This is a genomic window from Horticoccus luteus (assembly GCF_019464535.1).
Classification (GTDB): Bacteria; Verrucomicrobiota; Verrucomicrobiia; order Opitutales; family Opitutaceae; genus Horticoccus; species Horticoccus luteus.
Genome location: NZ_CP080507.1, coordinates 3,119,071 through 3,136,148 on the forward strand (window position 1 = coordinate 3,119,071; position 17,078 = coordinate 3,136,148).

16 protein-coding genes and 1 tRNA gene are annotated in these 17,078 nt (G+C 64.3%); 8 read left to right on the forward strand and 9 right to left on the reverse strand.

Features of this window, described 5'->3' with window-relative positions:
* Window positions 1-18 precede the first annotated feature (18 nt).
* The 3 genes from K0B96_RS12780 to K0B96_RS12790 all read right to left on the reverse strand — a co-directional run bounded on the left by K0B96_RS12780 (window position 19) and on the right by K0B96_RS12790 (window position 5,595).
* Complete coding sequence (locus tag K0B96_RS12780; protein WP_220161278.1) at window positions 19-2,073, reverse strand: FG-GAP repeat domain-containing protein; 2,055 nt, start codon at window positions 2,071-2,073, stop codon at window positions 19-21.
* Window positions 2,074-2,123: 50 nt separating this feature from the next.
* Window positions 2,124-4,415, reverse strand: a complete 2,292-nt coding sequence (locus tag K0B96_RS12785) for a TonB-dependent siderophore receptor (protein ID WP_220161279.1) — start codon at window positions 4,413-4,415, stop codon at window positions 2,124-2,126.
* 142 nt (window positions 4,416-4,557) lie between these two features.
* Window positions 4,558-5,595: a LacI family DNA-binding transcriptional regulator gene (locus K0B96_RS12790; RefSeq protein ID WP_220161280.1), complete on the reverse strand. Its 1,038-nt coding sequence runs from the start codon at window positions 5,593-5,595 to the stop codon at window positions 4,558-4,560.
* 91 nt (window positions 5,596-5,686) lie between these two features.
* Here K0B96_RS12790 and K0B96_RS12795 point away from each other — a divergent pair, with 91 nt between their 5' ends.
* Window positions 5,687-6,472, forward strand: a complete 786-nt coding sequence (locus tag K0B96_RS12795) for a lysophospholipid acyltransferase family protein (RefSeq protein ID WP_220161281.1) — start codon at window positions 5,687-5,689, stop codon at window positions 6,470-6,472.
* A 21-nt stretch (window positions 6,473-6,493) separates the two neighbouring features.
* Here K0B96_RS12795 and K0B96_RS12800 read toward each other — a convergent pair whose 3' ends face one another.
* Window positions 6,494-6,937: a hypothetical protein gene (locus K0B96_RS12800; RefSeq protein WP_220161282.1), complete on the reverse strand. Its 444-nt coding sequence runs from the start codon at window positions 6,935-6,937 to the stop codon at window positions 6,494-6,496.
* 159 nt (window positions 6,938-7,096) lie between these two features.
* Between K0B96_RS12800 and K0B96_RS12805 the strand changes: the two genes are divergently transcribed.
* Both K0B96_RS12805 and K0B96_RS12810 read left to right on the forward strand, forming a co-directional pair.
* Window positions 7,097-7,172: transfer RNA gene (locus K0B96_RS12805), tRNA-Ala, on the forward strand.
* A 139-nt stretch (window positions 7,173-7,311) separates the two neighbouring features.
* Window positions 7,312-8,343, forward strand: a complete 1,032-nt coding sequence (locus K0B96_RS12810; RefSeq protein ID WP_220161283.1) for a glycoside hydrolase family protein — start codon at window positions 7,312-7,314, stop codon at window positions 8,341-8,343.
* A gap of 39 nt (window positions 8,344-8,382) precedes the next feature.
* Here K0B96_RS12810 and K0B96_RS12815 read toward each other — a convergent pair whose 3' ends face one another.
* Complete coding sequence (locus K0B96_RS12815) at window positions 8,383-9,390, reverse strand: PIN/TRAM domain-containing protein (protein WP_220161284.1); 1,008 nt, start codon at window positions 9,388-9,390, stop codon at window positions 8,383-8,385.
* A 3-nt stretch (window positions 9,391-9,393) separates the two neighbouring features.
* Window positions 9,394-9,531, reverse strand: a complete 138-nt coding sequence (locus K0B96_RS12820) for a hypothetical protein (protein ID WP_220161285.1) — start codon at window positions 9,529-9,531, stop codon at window positions 9,394-9,396.
* Window positions 9,532-9,541: 10 nt separating this feature from the next.
* Here K0B96_RS12820 and K0B96_RS12825 point away from each other — a divergent pair, with 10 nt between their 5' ends.
* Window positions 9,542-9,970, forward strand: a complete 429-nt coding sequence (locus K0B96_RS12825) for an EVE domain-containing protein (protein ID WP_220161286.1) — start codon at window positions 9,542-9,544, stop codon at window positions 9,968-9,970.
* A 15-nt stretch (window positions 9,971-9,985) separates the two neighbouring features.
* On the opposite strand, the gene K0B96_RS12830 is transcribed toward K0B96_RS12825, so the two are convergent.
* Entirely contained in the window at window positions 9,986-11,626 is a 1,641-nt protein-coding gene (locus K0B96_RS12830) for an SUMF1/EgtB/PvdO family nonheme iron enzyme (RefSeq protein ID WP_220161287.1), read from the reverse strand.
* 90 nt (window positions 11,627-11,716) lie between these two features.
* Here K0B96_RS12830 and K0B96_RS12835 point away from each other — a divergent pair, with 90 nt between their 5' ends.
* Genes K0B96_RS12835 through K0B96_RS12850 form a run of 4 tightly spaced genes read left to right on the forward strand, consistent with a single transcriptional unit; the run spans window position 11,717 to window position 15,243 of the window.
* The gene (locus tag K0B96_RS12835; RefSeq protein ID WP_220161288.1) at window positions 11,717-12,571 is read left to right on the forward strand and encodes a prephenate dehydrogenase; all 855 of its coding nucleotides are present in this window, start codon (window positions 11,717-11,719) and stop codon (window positions 12,569-12,571) included.
* Window positions 12,572-12,626: 55 nt separating this feature from the next.
* The gene (gene aroA / locus K0B96_RS12840; protein WP_220161289.1) at window positions 12,627-13,919 is read left to right on the forward strand and encodes a 3-phosphoshikimate 1-carboxyvinyltransferase; all 1,293 of its coding nucleotides are present in this window, start codon (window positions 12,627-12,629) and stop codon (window positions 13,917-13,919) included.
* Window positions 13,919-14,587: a (d)CMP kinase gene (cmk, locus tag K0B96_RS12845; RefSeq protein ID WP_220161290.1), complete on the forward strand. Its 669-nt coding sequence runs from the start codon at window positions 13,919-13,921 to the stop codon at window positions 14,585-14,587. Before aroA ends, cmk begins: the two co-directional genes overlap by 1 nt.
* Window positions 14,584-15,243: a lysophospholipid acyltransferase family protein gene (locus tag K0B96_RS12850; protein WP_255558661.1), complete on the forward strand. Its 660-nt coding sequence runs from the start codon at window positions 14,584-14,586 to the stop codon at window positions 15,241-15,243. The genes cmk and K0B96_RS12850 overlap by 4 nt, the downstream gene beginning before the upstream one ends.
* Before the next feature lie 22 nt (window positions 15,244-15,265).
* Here K0B96_RS12850 and trpS read toward each other — a convergent pair whose 3' ends face one another.
* Window positions 15,266-16,231, reverse strand: coding sequence for a tryptophan--tRNA ligase (gene trpS, locus K0B96_RS12855; protein WP_220161291.1), 966 nt, complete (start codon window positions 16,229-16,231; stop codon window positions 15,266-15,268).
* A gap of 97 nt (window positions 16,232-16,328) precedes the next feature.
* Window positions 16,329-17,009, reverse strand: coding sequence for an acyltransferase (locus K0B96_RS12860; protein WP_220161292.1), 681 nt, complete (start codon window positions 17,007-17,009; stop codon window positions 16,329-16,331).
* Between the last annotated feature and the right edge of the window lie 69 nt (window positions 17,010-17,078).

Sequence of the window (17,078 nt, forward strand, 5' to 3'; positions counted from 1 at the left end):
TTGTTCAGGGTGCGCGGTTCACTGCGGCAGAGTGCCGTGGGGAATCAGGTAGAGAAAGCCGTCCTCGGTGCCGAAAAGCACCTCGCCCGGCTTCCCCTTCGTCCAGTGCACAACGGTGGGCGCGGTGGAATGCCCGGCCAGGATCTGCCCCGGATTGAGCGGACCCATATCCTTGAAGGTCCATTGGCCTTCAGAGTTTTGGCCGAGGCCTTTGAGGAAATTCACATTCACGCTGTTCACGAGCAGATCGAGCACGCCGTCACCATCCCAGTCGACGAAGCAGAACGTGCGTCGACCGCTCGAACCGCCCAACCCGGAGTTGAGTTGCAAGAGGCCCGACTGGTGATTCGTCGGCCGCTGGATTGAGTCGAAACTCGACACCCCTTCGCCGCGAAATACGCGTTTGCCGGGCAGGAGCTGCAGACGTCCATCCGCGGTTTTCCGCCTTTCGAACAACGCGAGATAGCCTTCGTGGTCGAGCGTCACCAGGTCCGGCAACCCATCGTGGTTCCAGTCGATCACGTAGGGCGTGCACCGCCACTCGATCACGAGTTCCTTACCGTGCGGTTCCCACCAGTTCCAAGCGGGTTTCGGTGGTTTGCCCGGCCACTCGACTTCGACCTGCGCAGCAGCGGCGAAACGCGGCTCGGTGCGGGTGCCAATGTTGCGATACCAATACACTTTGCCCCACACGTCGCTGCACATGATGTCTGGCAGTCCGTCCATGTCCCAATCCGCCGCGCACACGTCGGTGTAACCCCACTTCGTCTCGCTCGGGCCCTGACAGTCGCCGTTGTAGCCGGCTTGGATATGGATCGTCTGGCCGTCGGCTGCGAGATAAACCGGGGCCGCCCAACGCACTGGGTCGCCACCGAGATTTTTGATGAAGCCGACGTAGCCGGCGCTATTGCCTACCACGAGATCCTCCAAGCCGTCGCCGTCTAGATCGACCGCCGACGGTGCGGAGAGCACGCCGAACTTCACTTCGTCGGCCAGTTGCCGGAAAAACCGCGGCGGCAAAAATTGCGGCATGCCATCGGCGACTTTCCCGGTGTTCTGCAGGAGTGCTACCCGGCCGTCCTCCTGACCGACGACCAAGTCGAGGTGGCCGTCGCCGTTGAAGTCGCACGCGACCGGCGCGATCATGCACAAGTCCATTGTGAGCGGCACGCCGCCGAGCGCGAGACGCCGGCCCGGTGCGTAGCGCGGCTCGGTGCGCGTGCCGATATTTTCGAAATAGGTGAAACCGTCGATGAACTCGCCGCAGATGAGGTCGAGCTTGCCGGTGCCGCGAAAATCGCCGAAGCAAGGCGACGGCCGCCCGTAGACATCAATCGCCGCATCGCCCGCTTTCAATTGAATCGGTTTCGCATACGAGGGCACTTCGTTGGTCCCCGTGTTGCGGAGGAGGTAAACGTAGCCGTGCAGGGGGCCAAACTTCCATTTGCCGTTTTCATCGAACGCCGGCTCCGTGGCTTGATTCGAGGTGCGCCATTTGTAGTCGCCCCAATAATCAATGCCGACGATCAAGTCGCGTTTCCCGTCGCCGTCGTAATCCACTTCGGTCCACTGGCTCGAGCGAATACCGCTGATGTCGGGCTTGGTGAGATTCGCGTCGGTGGCGCCGAAGATTTCCGGCACCGACGGCGCGTTGAGTTTCTGTGGTTGTTCAAGGGCGGATCGCGTGAAGTGCGGATAAATCGCTCCCGCGGTCAGCACGACGGGCTTGCCGTCCACGTAGGAGATTTGTGCGGAGTCGATGCCGCGGCCCAGGCGCACGCCGGCCTTCAGCAGCGGCAGCCCGCCCTCCGGATCCGTGACGCCGCTGTTCTCGAATAAATAAGTGCCGTTGTATGGCTTGCCCGAGCACACGACCACCAGGTCCATCAAGCCGTCGCCATTGTAATCCAGCGGCAGCGGCCAACCCCACAGACCGACCCCGACATCGGTGCGAAGCGCAGGGTTGTTATACTTTATCCGCTGAAAGTCCGGCGGATTGGCTGCCAGTGCGGCGGTCGCCAGCAAGACGAGCGAGAGCAGACGCGAAGCAAGACGGGAGGAGCAGCAAAGCATGGTGAAATGGGGGTTGGGTGCCGCGCGACAAACCAATCCGGCGCGGAAGCTCAGAACCGCGTCGACACGCTAAACCGATAGGTGCGGGGCGGCTGGTCGCGCGTGATGAGGAATGGATCGTTGCCAATGTTCGTGACCATCAGGTCGAAGTTATAGCTGCGCCACCGGTAGGCGACGCCGGCATCATAGCTGTGCTGCGTTTCCGGAATCGACGTGAGCCCGTAACCGGTGAGCTGAGTGATGAGCGGACCGACGAGTGAGAGACCGGCCTTCACTTCCCACCCTTGCTCCTTCGCATCGCGGAAGCTGTATTTGGCGAAAAAGTTGAAGTTCCAGTCCGGCGCGAAACGCAGCGGGATGCGGCCGGGGTTTGAGGCAGTCGTCCAGCCGAGCGTGTTTTGCTGGCCGGTGAAGCCTTGGCTGGTGTCCATGCGCGTGTAATTCGCAATTATGCTGAGGCGGTCGGTCACGCTGCCAAACGCACTGACTTCGTAGCCCTTTGACTGCGCACCTTGGATCTCCGTTTGCGTGCCATACGTGATCGATTGGCCTTGCGAGACGCCATTGGTGAGCACGTTCGCGGTGCTGCCAGTCTTCGTCATTTCCCAGTAGTCCGCAGCAAATGACAACCGGCCTTGCAACACCTCTCCCTTCACGCCGACCTCGCGCAGGTCGGTGATGGGGCTCACGACGAAAAACTCATTCAGCCGCGGATCCCCCGCGAGCAGACCGTTGTAGCGTTTTACGGAGCGAGTGGGGTCGGTCTGCACGCTTTTCACTGCGTAAACAGCCAGGCGCGGCGTGATTTTCACCGTGGCGCCGTAGCGATACGAATTGAGCGTGGTGTCGGCCGAGCTCGAGATTGCGCCAGTCACGGCGTTGCGTGTGGCCGTCCCATCGTGATCGGAGCGCAGACCGCCGGTCAGGATCAGACGGTCCTTGAAGAGACTCACGTCCTGCTGCGCATACATGCCAAAGCTGAACGCCTTGTTGCGGGTGAAGCTGGATCGCGAGAGGTTCGTCACCGTGCGGCCGTCGTAGAAGCTCGCGCTGTAGCCGGCGGCTTTGATCGCGGCCATGTTGAGGACGTTGAACGGCGCATTGGGGATGCCGGAGTAGTTCGCGTTCACGCTATATGAATCGTCGTAGGAATAGCCGACCATTGTCGTGCCACCGAGCCACGAGACCGGCTGATATTTGGCGATGAGGTCGCCCTGCGTCGTGGTCGCCCGCCGCCAGCCGTTGCTGCCCGTATATTGCGAATTGACGGCGATGTTCGTGTTGTCCTCCCCCGTGTAAGTGAACGAATCGCTGCCGAAATAGCGCAGATTCGCGACCTCGCGGAAGAACAGCCAGTCGGTGAACTGGTGGGTGACAAACACGGTCACGTTGGCGACTTTCTCGCGGTCCGTCTCACCCGGCCCGGCGATGTTGAAATCGTAAGGCAGGTCGAGCGCGGTGATGGGGTCGCTCGGGGTGTTGAAGATCGGAACCAACCGGCGCGCCTTGCCCGGATACAGTGCGAAACCGTGGCCCTCCTCGCGCGACGGCGTCCTCAGATCCAGCAGTTCGCCCACGACGATCAGTTCCGTCTTGTCGGCCACCTGCCACTTGAACGAGGGATAGAGCGCTAAATTCCGGTTTTCTTGAAACTTGATGTAATCGTCGCCCCGCTCCCACGCGCCGGCGACGCGCGCCGCCATTTTCGAATTGATGGCGTAGTTCGAGTCGAACTCCAAGCGATTGGAAAACGCACTGTATTCATTCGTTGACGCCGCGTATTTCACGGAGGTGTCGGTCCGCCCCAGCTCCGGTTTCTTCAGGATGAAATTCAGCAATCCCGTGCCGCCAGCACGGCCTTGGACCGCGGACGGCGGGCCCTTCACCACCTCCAGGCGCTCGTAGCCGATCAGGTCACGCTTGCTATTGCCCATGCGCACGCCATCGACCGCGATCGAACCATTGGTCTCGAAACCGCGGAGGTTGACGCCATCGCCCGACCCGGCGTTGCGGTTGCGCACGTAAACATTGGCGACATAACGAAATGATTGATCGAAGGTCGTCGCGCCAACGTCATTCCAAAATTCCTTCGTCACGATGTCGACGGTCTGCGGAATTTCGATCAACGGCGTGTTCGTGCGCGTGGCAGTGGACGCTGTCGTCACTCGGTATCCGCTGCTGCGTTCGGCGGTCACCGAGAACGGTTGCAGCGACACCACTTCGTCGGAGCCGGAGGGCGAACCTCCGTCGGTTTGGGCCTCGGCCCGCGCTGCCATCAGCAAGGCCGGCAGAAACATCAACACGAGGCGGAGACGGGATTTCTTCGTCGGGATGGGGGTCATGGCGAAACGGAAAAGAAAGACAATTGCTCAAACGATTTAGCTAGACGTTGCTCGCAGTCTCACGAGCAACGCAGGGAGTGTGGAGGGGCCACGGGCGAAGAGTTGCTAAATGGATTTAGCAACGTCAAGCGGTTTTTCCTTTTTACGCCCGCCGCTGCGTCGACTGCCGCATAAAAACCGGTGGCACCACAAGCACTTCGGTCGACACGCTTTCCTCTCCGCGCAACAACCGAAACAACATCGGCACCGCTTCAGCCACCATGGCTTCATTGGCGCCCGCCACGGTCGTCAGCGGCGGATCCAAATATTCGGCGAGCTCGTAGTCGCCTATGCCCACGACCGCGACATCGTCCGGCACACGCCGCCCGCTTGCCTTAATCGCGCGATAAGCGCCCGCCGCGAGACTGTCGTTCACCGCGAAGAGTCCGTCCAATTGTCCGCCCTCGCTGAAGAATGCCTCCAGCGCAACTGCCCCATCGTGCGGCTGCAAGCCTGTGCTGACGATCTTCGCTGCCTCTCGTCCCGTGCGCTCTTTCACCACTCGGGTAAACGCCGCCAGCCGATCCGATGTCGTGTGCGTCAACTGCCTGCTGTGGAGAATGCCTGGCTTTCCGCATTTGGCCTCGAGCAACACTTCCGCCGAGCGGCGGCCGACGAAGTCCGGCGCCTCGAGCACGCAATGGTAATGCGGTATTCGCCGGCCGAGCACCACGACCGGATAAGGCAATCTCGCTTCCGCGACGAACGCGTCGTCCACCGGCAGCGTGTTGGTAAGTATCACGCCATGGTAGCGATTGGCGTCGAGCAGCCCCGCCTTCTCGCTCAACCGCCCCGCGTGAAACATCTCGATCGCGACCGCATAACGCGTGTGCTCCGTCGTCTGCACGTCCACGGCGCGTTGCAATGCATGCAGCACCTGACCCACCAGTGGCAATGGCGCCTCGTAGGAAGTAAGAATGGCCAAGTCGAATTGCCGCGTCGCCGACTTGTGCGCCCGCAAGCGCCGTCCCGCCATGTTCGGCACATAGCCGAGCGCGGTCGCCGCCTCGCGGATTTTTCGGACCGTCTCCGACGAAAGCCTGCGCTCGATGTGCCGGTTGGCCAGTGTCGACGAGACCGCCGCAGGGGATACTCCGACGTGCTTGGCGATCTCGTAGATCGTGACCGCGGGCTTGCTCACGCCGCCAGAATGCGGCCACCGCTGGTCGCTACGAGCAATTTTCGTTTGTGGAGGAGCCGCTACGGGCTCCGTTCGCGGTGCCGCTCGCCGCATGCCATATTTCTTCGCTTGGCGAGCGGCGGTGTTTGCACAACAACCCCCGCCGTTGAACGCCCCCTCGCCTTCCCTTCCCGCTTACGAGCCCGGCGATACCGCCGTGCGCCGCATCGCCGGGTGGCGGCTCGCCGTGCTCTGGCCGTTCGCCATGCTCGTGCGCCTGTGGGGCATGTCGCTGCGCTTCGAATCCTCCCCCGAAGATCTCCGCCACTACACTAAACGCGACGTGCCCGTCGCCTTCGTGCTCTGGCACAACCGGCTCTTTCTCGCCCCCGAAATCTACCGCCGTTGGCGGCGTCCGCGCCCGCTCTACGCCCTCGTCAGCGCCAGTCAGGACGGGGCGTGGCTGACGGCGTTCTTCTCTCTCGTCGGCATGCGCACTGTGCGTGGTTCCAGCAGCCGCCTCGGACGCGAGGCCGCGTCGGCGCTCGTCGAAGTGCAGCGCGCCGGCCACGACATCGGCGTGACGCCCGACGGCCCCCGTGGCCCGTGTTACGAAGTGAAGCCCGGCGCGTTGATCGTCGCCCGGCGCACCAAAGCGCCTCTCCTTTTGGTGGGCGGCACGTTCACTTCCGTGTGGCGGCTGAAAAGCTGGGACCGGTTCATTCTCCCGAAACCTTTCTCGCGCGTGCGCATGCAGTGCGAACTCATCGCGCCCGAACAACTCGCCGATCGCGACGCCGCGACCGCCCTGCTCCAGAACCGCTTGCTCGCGCTCAATCCCGATCCTGATGGCGGCGGCGCAGCTGGCCCGACGCCGCGAGCGCCCGGCTCAGCTTGAATTAAAAGCCGATCTCGCCGTTTAGAAAAACGGCGCGAACGACGTGTCTTCTCCCGCCGCGGCGCGATAGTCGTCGCCGACCGACCACGCTTCGTCGTTGCGCAAAAATTTGAAGATCACCGGGCCGCCCGACGCCGGCAGTTCGATCAACCATTCTTCGGCCCCGGCACATTGCATCAGCCGGCCCTGGCTCCAGCTCAACCCGGCGCCTTCGCCGCGAATGAACAGAGAATTGCCGAAACCGACGTCGATCGTCGCCCGGATTTTGGTCATCGCCGGACCGGCCGCAGGCGATTTTGCCGCAACGGGTTTGGCCGCGGCGGCCGTCGGCGCGGTGGCGGCGGCGGACTTCTTGGCAGTGGATGCGACTTTAGCCGTCGGGGTGGTCGACTTCGAACGCGTTGATTTGGACGCAGGGGCGGGCGCCTTGGTTGTGTTGCTGGTCTTTTTCATTGGCGTTGGCATAAGCTTGCAGAGCGGAATATTCTCCGAACTTCGAGCGGGGAAGCAAACGCAAAGCCCGCGTAATGAATTTTCGCGGCCCGTCCCAAACGCCCGCGGAGAAAAGCGTAAAATTGTCATTTACTCGCCGCGCCTCATCAACCAAAACGCTCCTCTTCTCTCGGGCCGGTAGCTCAGTTGATAGAGCGCGTCGTTCGCAACGACGAGGTCGTCGGTTTGATCCCGATCCGGTCCACCACTCACCGAAGAAGCTCACGGGCGGTAGCTTAAGCGAGGTTAAGGCTTCTCCGATCGCCGGTCGGTCCGCGCAAAATTTCCCGGTTCCCCCGCCGCAAAGCGGCTTGTGTTGAGAGCGTTCGCCGAGAAGAAATCTGCTGATGTGCGCCTCCCCATCGAATCCGCCTGCGGCCGCGCCGCGAACGACCTTGGAATTTCTTGATGCTCCTGCTCACCCGGTCATCGGACCGGACCATCCGGAGCTCGCGGGCAACCGATACGGCTTCGAAGGTGGAAGTGTGATTTACGAATCCGGCGTGTTTCATCTTTTTACGGCCGAGATGGCGGACGATCCGTTTTGGGCGAAGATGCGGCTCGCCCACTGGTCGAGTCCGGACGGGGCGAACTGGCAGCGCGTCGGCACGCTCTACGAAACCCCGGGCACGATGATCCCCGGCGACACGCGTTTCTCGCTCTGGTCGCCCATGCCCATTTTCAACGCGGCCGAGGATCGTTGGAATCTGTTCTACATTGCTTATCGACCGGGTTTCGGCGCGGGCGAGGGCCTGCATATGGATGGGCGGGTGTGGCGCGCAATTTCCCAACAGCCCGGGCGCTCCGGGATCGGTGGGCCTTATCGCGACGACGGCATCGTTCTGCAACCGGATGCGGATTCGCAACCTTGGGAGGGCCAGCAGGGAACCGACTCGTTTTATCCGTGGCCAGTTGGCGGAAAGTGGCGGGCATTTTACGGCAGTCATAACCATGTGCCACATACGCCCTGGCTGGTCGGCCTCGCCGAAGCGCCGGCGCTGGCCGGTCCTTGGCGCCGTTGCCCGGGCGTGAACCCGTCTCCCATCGAACCGCACTTCATCGAAAACCCGATCGTCGTATCCACCGCGGCGGGATTCATCGCGATTTACGACAATTGCCTTTCCGACGCAGGCACGCCCTACCTGCCGGACGGCCGGCACGTCGGCTACAGTGTCTCGACCGACAGCGTGCACTGGCCTCAAGGACGATCCGTCGCCGTGCAACCTGAGGGTCCCGCCAACTGGTCCGACGACGTGCGCACCCCACTGTGTCTGGTCTCCACCGGTGACGACCACTGCACGATGATTTACACCGCCAAGCTCCGCGATCGCAATTTCTGGGGCGTCGGACTCGCCCGTCTCCGTTTGCGAACGTCCTGATTTCTCGCCGGGTTGGCCCGCGCAAGAATCTGAAACGAGCTACACCAGCTCCTGCGGGAAACGCGCGAAGACAATCTTCCCGCCCGCCGACGGCAGCACGCTGACGATCTCGGCGTTCACGCGCCGGCCGACGAACTCCCGTCCGCCTTGCACGACGACCATCGAGCCGTCTTCCAAAAATCCCACGCCCTGCCCTTCGTCTTTGCCCGCCTTCACCAGCTCCACCTCCAACGTTTCTCCCAGCATCAACTCCGGCCGCACCGCCTTCGCGAGCAAGTTCAGATTCAGCCACGTGACGCCGTGGAACTCCGCCATTTTGGCGAGATTGTAGTCCGTGGTCAGCAACTTCGCGCGCATCGATTGCGCGAGGAAGACCAGCTTCGCATCCACGTCTTCCGGTTTGGCCACTTCGCTTTCCGGCACCCGGATTTCGAGCCGCGGGATGCGCCGCAGATCGTTGAGCACTTCCAGTCCGCGCCGCCCGCGCGCCTGCCGCTGCGGGTCATTCGAACCCGCAATCGCTTGCAACTCCCGCAGCACGAAACGCGGAATCACCAGCGCCCCGCCGAGAAACCCCGTGTCGCACAACCGCGCGATCCGTCCGTCGATCAGCGCACTCGTGTCCACCACGACCAGCGGCACGTCGACTTCTTGCGGCACGAAACGCACATACGGAATCACGAGGTTAAACTCATCCTTCCCGCGCAACGCGATCACCGTGCACAAATACGTGCTCACGATGAACAACGCCAGCCGGGCGAGAAACACGATCTGGTCCTCGCCCTTGTCGAACAGCGGCGACGTGCCCACCAGATACGAGATCAGCGCGCCCACCGCCAAACCAAACGTGATGGCCGACAGCCCGCGCAGCGAAAATCCCTTCAACAACACGTCGACCAGCACCACCAGCAAGCCGATCAACAGCCCGATGCCCGCCGCCAGCCACCAATAGTGATCCCACTCGCGCACCGTGTAACACACCAGCCAGCCCGACGCCGCGCAGAGCGCCACAAACACACCTCGAATGGCGATGATCGTCGTCTTCATGCCTCAGCGTTGCGTGTAAAAATACAGCGCCACGGGCAGCGTCACCAAGAAGGCAATCAGCAGGATGAGCACAATTTGCACGCGCTGGCCTTTAATCTTTTCAGCCTCCTCCGGGTCCATTTGACTCGCATAGCATTTCACGTCCCGCCCGATGACAAATCAATACTGGTTGGTGAAGTCCGAACCCGCTTCCTATTCGTGGACTGATTTCGTCCGCGATGGTCGCGCCGACTGGACCGGCGTCCGCAATTACGCCGCCCGCAATAATCTCCAGGCCATGCGCGCGGGCGACCACGTTCTCTTCTACGAGAGCGTCACCACCAAAGCCGTCGTTGGCCTCGCCGAGGTCACGAAGACCGCCTTCCCCGATCCCACCGCCGACGAACCCGCCTGGGTCGCCGTCGGCTTGAAGCCACTGCAACCGCTCCCGAAACCCGTCACGCTCGCGCAAATCAAAGCCGACGATGCGCTCGTCGACATCGCGTTGCTGCGCCTCAGCCGCCTTTCCGTCGTGCCGTTGAAACCCGCCGAATTCTCCCACCTCGTCCGGCTCGGCGGCGGGAAAAGCCGCCCGCGCTGACTGCCGCCGCCGCGCTCACTCGCGCGGCCATTCGACCACCACGCGAAAGCCCCGGTCCGCGGCGCGCGACTTCTTGTCCACCGTCGTCGTTGCCGCCGACCTTCCCGCCGGCTCACCGGCGCGGCCGGCCAGCGGGCTCACCGGCGCCTCCGGCGCGGCGGATTCGGCCTGCAACCATTCCGCCACGCTGCCGCGTCGCGCGTAGAGTTGCGCATCTGCCGCACCGCTCGCCACTGCCGCCTCCAACTCGTGCGCCGTGGGTAAACGCACCACGGCGCCCAGCAGCCAGCCCGTCCGCTGGCAAAACTCCTGCGCCTCCGCCCACGTGACGGATTCCACCGGCTGCGCATCTCCGCGCGTGCGACTGGGATTGTCGGTCATCACCGCCCCATACAGCCGTTGATCAACCGGCCCGCGCAGAATCAACCCGCGTTCGTTGCCCGGCAACGGCAGCAACTGCGCATAAATCCCGTCCTGCCACGCGCTCAACCGCCCTTGCGCATGCAGCAAAAATTCCAGCTTCAACTTCAATCCCGGCGTCAGCCGCGTGCTCTTCGGCCACTTCGCCGCCACCGCCGCCACTTGCGCCGCCGCCTTCGCCACATCGTCCTCCGCCGCCAGAATCTGCCGCTTGCGCAAAAACGCCGCGGCTTCGCGATCAAGCGCGACCACTTCGTCGAGCGGTGCCGCCGATTCCGCCGTCTGCCGCTTCACCTCCAGCGCCTCAACCCTTTCCGCCGACGCAAACCGGCTCTGCGGAAACCGCTCGTTGAGTTCGCGCTGCACGCTTTGCGCCATCGCATACCACGCCGTGGCATCCAGCCACCGCCGCGCCTCCATCGCCGCATCCGCCCCGCGTTCGCGCTTGTCGCTCTCCGTCCGCTGCGCCCGCGCCGCGTAGCGCGCCAGTTCCGCATCGTAGCGATCGATCGCCCCGATATTCGCGTCCGCCGAGCGCGCGAATTTCTGGTTGATCGTCAACTGCGCCTCCCGCGCGTCCTTCAACGCCTGCACGAGCGCATCCCAATCGCCCGCGTCCGTCGCCGCTGCGATGCGTTCCTCCGCCTCGCGCACCGCCGCCGCGAGCGGCGCCAGATCGCCGCGCTCCACGCGTTGCGTGAGTTGCAACTCCCGCGCGAAATCCTTCAACCGCGCATCCGCCGGGCTAAGGTTGATCGCGTGCTGCAGCGCGAGCGCCGCCCGATACTTCGCCAGCGCGCGACCCGCATGGCCCGCCGTTCCCTCCGCCTCTGCTTCGTTCAACAACGCCTCCAGCTCCGCGCCTTTCGCCGCCATCGCCAGCGACGCCCGCGCGCGCTCCAAACGCTCCAACCGCTCCTGCTGATCGCGGCCGACCTGCGCCACCGCCGCATTCAACGCCCGCTGTTTCTCGATGGCCGTCTCGAGCGTTGCCACCTGCTCCGCCGCTGTCTGTCCCGGCGCTTCCGCTGCCCGCTCCAACGCGGCGATGTCGCCCGAGACCTTGTATTGCCCGGCGTTCAACGTCGTGACCGCCGGCGTGGCATTCCCCGGCGCCGCGATGTTCGGCCCGAGTGTCGCCAAAAAATAATACAGCGCCCCCAGCGCCGCCACTCCCAGCGCGCCCAGAATCCATCGCTTCCAGCGCACGGGATGATGAGCGTCTTCGTAAGACATGAGGCGCGTCGGGATTGAGCCCAAACGTCTTCGAACGCAACTCGCGATCCCCTCTCGACAGTCTTCCCGCTTTGGCTTTTGCACAGAAGCGTGTTTCGCCAGATTTCCATTCTCGCACCCGGTTTGCTCGGCGGCTCCGTCGCTCAAGCCGCCCGCGCCCGCGGCCTCGCGAAACAAATCGTGATCTGGGCCCGCCGCCCTGAGGTGCGCCTCGCGTTGCGCGGTCAGCCGTGGTGCGACGCCACCGCCGACTCCCCCGCCGCCGCCGTGCGCGACGCCGACCTCATCGTCCTCGCTCCACCCGTCGATCGCATCGCGCCCCTGACGGCGGAGATCGCCGACCATGTCGCGCCCGGCGCCCTCGTCACCGACGTCGGCAGTGTGAAAGCCGAAATCTCCCGCCTCGGCCACGCCGCGCTCTCCGGCCGCGCGCACTTCGTCGGCTCGCATCCCATGGCCGGCTCCGCCCACACCGGCTGGGAAAACGCCTCGCCCGATCTTTTCGCGCACCGCGTGTGCTTTGTCACACCGCGGCCCGACACCGATCCCGCCGCCGCCGAACGCGTCGCCCGCTTCTGGCGCGAGCTCGGCAGCGAAGTCGTGACGGTCGCCCCCGATGCCCACGACGAGATCGTCGCGCACATCAGCCACCTCCCGCAGGTGCTCGCCACCACGCTCTGCACTTTCCTCGCCGCGCGCCAACCAGGCTGGCGCAACTTTGCCGGCGGCGGATTGCGCGACACCACCCGCATCGCCGCCAGCGACCCCGCGATGTGGCGCGCCATCCTCGAGCAAAACCGCGACGAAATCCTCCGCGCGCTCCGCGCGTTCCAAGACGAGCTGCAGGGCTTTTCCGCCGCGCTCGCCAACCGCGATTACCTCGAACTCACTGCGCGCCTCGAACGCGGCAAAACGTTCCGCGAACAATTCCGGCCCCTGCCCTGACGCAACCGCCGCGCGTTGCGCCGCCGCCGCGAGCCGTCACTCTGTCCTCCTGCTCATGACTTTCCCCGACCTTCTGCCGATTCAACCCTTCACCCGCCCGGTGCAAGGCGCCGTGACGCTGCCCGGTTCGAAGAGCCTCACCAATCGCGCGCTCCTCCTCGCCGCGTTGTGCGACCAACCCGTCACGCTCACGGGCGCGCTCTTCAGCGAAGACACCACGCTCATGGCCGCGGCCCTCCGCCAGCTCGGCTTCACCGTGGAAACGAATGCCGACGCCGGCACCGCCCGCGTCGCCGGCCAGGAAAACGCGTTTCAGTCCACCGCGCCCGTCGATCTCTTCGTCGGCCTCGCCGGCACCGCCGCCCGCTTTCTCACCGCGCTTTGCGCCGCCGCGCCCCGCGGTGTCTATCGTCTCGACGGCGTCCCGCAGATGCGCAAACGGCCGATGAAACCGCTGCTCGACGCCCTGCGCGCCCTCGGCGCCGACATCCGTTGCCCCGGCGAAGAAGGTTTTTTCCCGCTCGAAATCCACGCCGCCGGCCTCCGCGGCGGCTCCGTCGCCGTCGATGCGAGCGAAAGCAGCCAGCTCCTCTCCGCGCTCCTGATGGTCGCGCCGCTCGCGCGCGGCCCCGTCGACGTCACACTCCCCGGTCGCGTGCGCTGGACGTTTGTCGAGATGACGTTTCGCCTCATGGCGGAGTTCGGCGTAAAAATATCTCCCCACGAGAAAACGCGTTTCGCCCTTTCGCCCGCCCGCTACGTATCGTCCGGCGACTACGCCATCGAGCCCGACGCTTCCGCCGCGAGTTATTTCCAAGCGCTCCCGCTTGTCGTCGGCGGCGAACTCACGTTTCCCGGGCTGCGCCCGCCCGGCGAAGGCCTGCAGGGTGACTCCGCGTTTGCCGGCGTGCTCACACGTGTGCGCGCGCGTCCGCCCGGTGCGACGCTCGACGAAGACTTTCACGAAATCTCCGACACCTTCCTCACCCTCGCCGCCATCGCGCCGCTCCTCGGCGGGCCGACGCGCATCAGCGGCATCGCCCACACCCGCAAACAGGAAACCGACCGCGTCGCCGGCATGGCCCGCGAGCTCACGCGCCTCGGCCAGCACGTGATCGAATCCGACGACGCTCTCGAAATTCACCCGCGCCCACTGCGCACGGACACCACGATCGAGACCTACGGCGACCACCGTTTCGCCATGAGCTTCGGGATTCTGGGCTGCCACGACCTCCACCGCAGCGGCCGCCCGTGGCTCACCGTGCGCGACCCGGCCTGCTGCACGAAAACTTTCCCGCACTTTTTTGAGTTGCTGGCGGAGTTGCGCAAAAAATCCTTGTCCGCGTGATGACCAGCACCCCCTTTCTCATCGTCGCGATCGATGGCGGCGCCGCGTCCGGCAAGTCCTCCTCCTCGCGCACGCTGAGCGAGCGTTTCAACCTGCTCCACGTCGACACCGGCTCCTATTACCGCGCGGTCACCGCGGAAATGCTGCGGCAAAACGTCCGCGCAGACGACCCCGCCGCCGTGCACGCCGCGCTCGCCCGCCTCGCCCTCGGCACCCGCGTCGACGGCCGCTCCGCCGTCATGACGCTCGGCGATCGCGCCGCGGGCGACGAAATTCGCAGCCGCGAAGTCAACGACCACGTCTCCCACTTCGCCGCGATCCCCGAACTCCGCGCCGCGCTCCTCACCTATCAACGCAGCCAGGCCGACGTCGCCCGCGCGCACGGCTTTCGCGGGCTGGTGATGGAGGGGCGCGACATCGGCTCCGTGATTTTTCCCGACGCCGATTTCCGTTTCTTTCTTCACGCCGACCAGGTCGAGCGCGCCCGCCGCCGTGCGCAGGAAGGCCAGCAGGATTCGATCGCCGAACGCGACCGCCTCGACTCCTCGCGCAAAGCCTCGCCGCTCACCTGCCCGGCGGGCGCCACGTCGATCGATACGACCCACCTCACCTTGGCCGAAGTTGTCGACCGCATGGCCGCCGCCATCGCCACGAAACTCCCCGCATGAGCCGCGTGTTCCGCCAAGTCGAGATGGAGCCGGTTTACGGCTTCTTCCACTATCTGAGCACGGTCATTTACAGCCTGGCGTTTCGCGGCGAAATCGTCGGCCAGGAAAACCTGCCCGCGACCGGCGCATTTCTGATCGCCTCCAATCACGCGAGCTACATCGACCCGCCTGTGCTCGGCTCCGCGGTCCCCCGGCAACTCTGCTTTTTCGCGCGCAAAACCCTTTGGAAACCCGGCATCGCCTCGTGGTGGCTCGACACCGTGGGCACGATTCCCGTCGATCGCGATGGCGGTCAGGACATCAGCGCGTTGAAACGCGTGCTGCGCACGTTGAAGGAAAACAAAGGCCTGATTCTTTTTCCCGAAGGCACGCGCTCGCCCGACGGTAATTTGCAGCCCCCGAAGGCTGGCGTCGGCTTCATTGTCTGCCGTTCGCAAGTCCCCGTGGTGCCCGCGCGCATTTTCGGCTCGTTCGAAGCGTTTGGCCGCCAGAGCGGCCTGCGCCTCGGCCGCCCGATCTCCATCGTGTTCGGAACACCGCTTTCGCCCGCCGATTACGACGATCCGGCTGACGGCAAAGAACGTTATCAACGCGCCAGCGAACGCATCATGGCCGCGATTGCGCGCCTGAATCTGCCGCCGCCGGTTGTCGTCTAACGACGCTTCGCGACCGTCTCGCTCACTCGATGCCGCACGCCTTGCGCGCGCGCTGGAGCACCCCGCTCGCCGTCGCGCGCGCCCGCTGCGCACCGTCGCGCAACACACTTTCCACGTAATCCAGATTGGCCGCGAGCTCCGCGCGCTTCACGCGATACGGCGCAAAGTAATTCCAGTAGTGCTCGAAGAGCGCCTTCTTCAAATCGCCATAACCAAGACCGCCTGCGCGCAGGCGATTCTCAAAGTCCGCCGCCGCGTCAGCCGGCGCCACGAGCTTCAAAAGTTGGATCGCGAGATTTTTCTCTGCGTCCGGCTTCGGTTCCGCCGGTGTGCGCGAATCCATCACGATGCCCATGATTTTTTTCCGCAGGGCTTTCTCGTCGCCGAAAATCTCCACCGTGTTGCCGTAGCTCTTGCTCATCTTCTGGCCATCGAGCCCCGGCACCACGGCCACTTCGCCGCGGATTTCCTCCTCCGGCACCACGAACGTTTCGCCGTAGGTCTGGTTGAACTTGATGGCGATGTCGCGCGTCATTTCCACGTGCTGCTTCTGATCTTTCCCAACCGGCACGAGGTTTGTGTCGTAGAGCAGAATGTCGGCGGCCATGAGCACGGGATAAGCGAACAAACCGAAGTTCGGCGAAATGCCCTTCGCCGTCTTGTCTTTGTAACTGTGCGCGCGTTCCAAGAGTCCCATCGGCGTCAGCGAGCCGATCAGCCACGTGAGTTCGCACACCTCCGGCAGATCGCTCTGCTTCCAAAACACCGCCTTCTGCGGATCGAGCCCGCACGCCAGCCAGTCGAGGGCGATTTCCAGCGTGAACTGCCGCCGGCGCACCGGATCGGTCAGGGCCGTCATCGAGTGATAATCCGCGATGAAGTAAAACGCCTCGCCGCGATCCTGCAGTTCGATCGCCGGTCGCATCGCGCCGAAATAGTTGCCGATATGCAAGGTGCCCGAGGGCGTGATGCCAGTGAGGATGCGCATGTTGATCTTACTTTTCTCTTAAACGTTTCCGACCGTCACTCTCCGCAGAACCCGCGGAAAGAGAAAGGCGAAAACGCTCCGCTCGCCGCTCCGTCGCTCAGTCCCGCCGCGCCAGCATTTGCAACGCCGGCCGGTTGCGCACGAGCGTCGCCGCCGGCAGCGTGCCGCTGAACGAAGTCAACGGCATCACCAACGCCCGCCGCCCGAGAATTGTCCCGGGATTGAGCACCGCGTTGCACCCGACTTCCGCGCCGTCGCCGATCAACGCGCCCAATTTTCGCCGCCCGCTGTCCACGCGCCCCTCGGGCAGATCGACCGTCACGTTCTGCTGGTCGAGCCGCAGATTGGAGCAGATCACGCCGGCGCCGAGATGCGCGCCATTGCCCAGCACCGAATCGCCGACGTAGCTGAAATGCGGCACCTGCACGCGATCGAGCAGCAGGCAATTTTTGAACTCGCACGCGTTGCCCAGCACGCAGCGTTCGCCCACGATCACGTTGCCGCGGATAAACGCCCCCGGCCGGATTTCCGTGCCGGCGCCAATCCACGTCGGACCGATGATCGTCGCATGCGCCGGCAGCTTCACCGTCGGATGCAGATAAACCAATCCGTCCACCTGCACGCCCGGCGGACGCGGTGGCAGGGTCCCCTCAAACGCCTGCGCCGCGAGCGCCCGGCCGATCTCCTTCACCCACGCCCATGGCGCCGCCTCCGCCGGAAAATACGCGGCAAACACCCTCAACGACTCGGGCAGATCGAACAATTCGGCAGCTTTCATGACGCAAAATGACCGGCGGATTTCCGCTTGATGCGCGCGACCGTGACGCCCCGCCCGCGTCCCCGCAAG

What these genes read in the sequence shown, in the direction of transcription:
- K0B96_RS12780 (WP_220161278.1), bottom strand. Translation starts at nt 2,073, where the DNA reads ATGCTTTGCTGCTCCTCCCGTCTTGCTTCGCGTCTGCTCTCGCTCGTC.
- K0B96_RS12785 (WP_220161279.1), bottom strand. Translation starts at nt 4,415, where the DNA reads ATGACCCCCATCCCGACGAAGAAATCCCGTCTCCGCCTCGTGTTGATG.
- K0B96_RS12795 (WP_220161281.1), top strand. Translation starts at nt 5,687, where the DNA reads ATGCCATATTTCTTCGCTTGGCGAGCGGCGGTGTTTGCACAACAACCC.
- K0B96_RS12800 (WP_220161282.1), bottom strand. Translation starts at nt 6,937, where the DNA reads ATGCCAACGCCAATGAAAAAGACCAGCAACACAACCAAGGCGCCCGCC.
- K0B96_RS12810 (WP_220161283.1), top strand. Translation starts at nt 7,312, where the DNA reads ATGTGCGCCTCCCCATCGAATCCGCCTGCGGCCGCGCCGCGAACGACC.
- K0B96_RS12815 (WP_220161284.1), bottom strand. Translation starts at nt 9,390, where the DNA reads ATGAAGACGACGATCATCGCCATTCGAGGTGTGTTTGTGGCGCTCTGC.
- K0B96_RS12825 (WP_220161286.1), top strand. Translation starts at nt 9,542, where the DNA reads ATGACAAATCAATACTGGTTGGTGAAGTCCGAACCCGCTTCCTATTCG.
- K0B96_RS12830 (WP_220161287.1), bottom strand. Translation starts at nt 11,626, where the DNA reads ATGTCTTACGAAGACGCTCATCATCCCGTGCGCTGGAAGCGATGGATT.
- aroA (WP_220161289.1), top strand. Translation starts at nt 12,627, where the DNA reads ATGACTTTCCCCGACCTTCTGCCGATTCAACCCTTCACCCGCCCGGTG.
- cmk (WP_220161290.1), top strand. Translation starts at nt 13,919, where the DNA reads ATGACCAGCACCCCCTTTCTCATCGTCGCGATCGATGGCGGCGCCGCG.
- K0B96_RS12850 (WP_255558661.1), top strand. Translation starts at nt 14,584, where the DNA reads ATGAGCCGCGTGTTCCGCCAAGTCGAGATGGAGCCGGTTTACGGCTTC.
- trpS (WP_220161291.1), bottom strand. Translation starts at nt 16,231, where the DNA reads ATGCGCATCCTCACTGGCATCACGCCCTCGGGCACCTTGCATATCGGC.
- K0B96_RS12860 (WP_220161292.1), bottom strand. Translation starts at nt 17,009, where the DNA reads ATGAAAGCTGCCGAATTGTTCGATCTGCCCGAGTCGTTGAGGGTGTTT.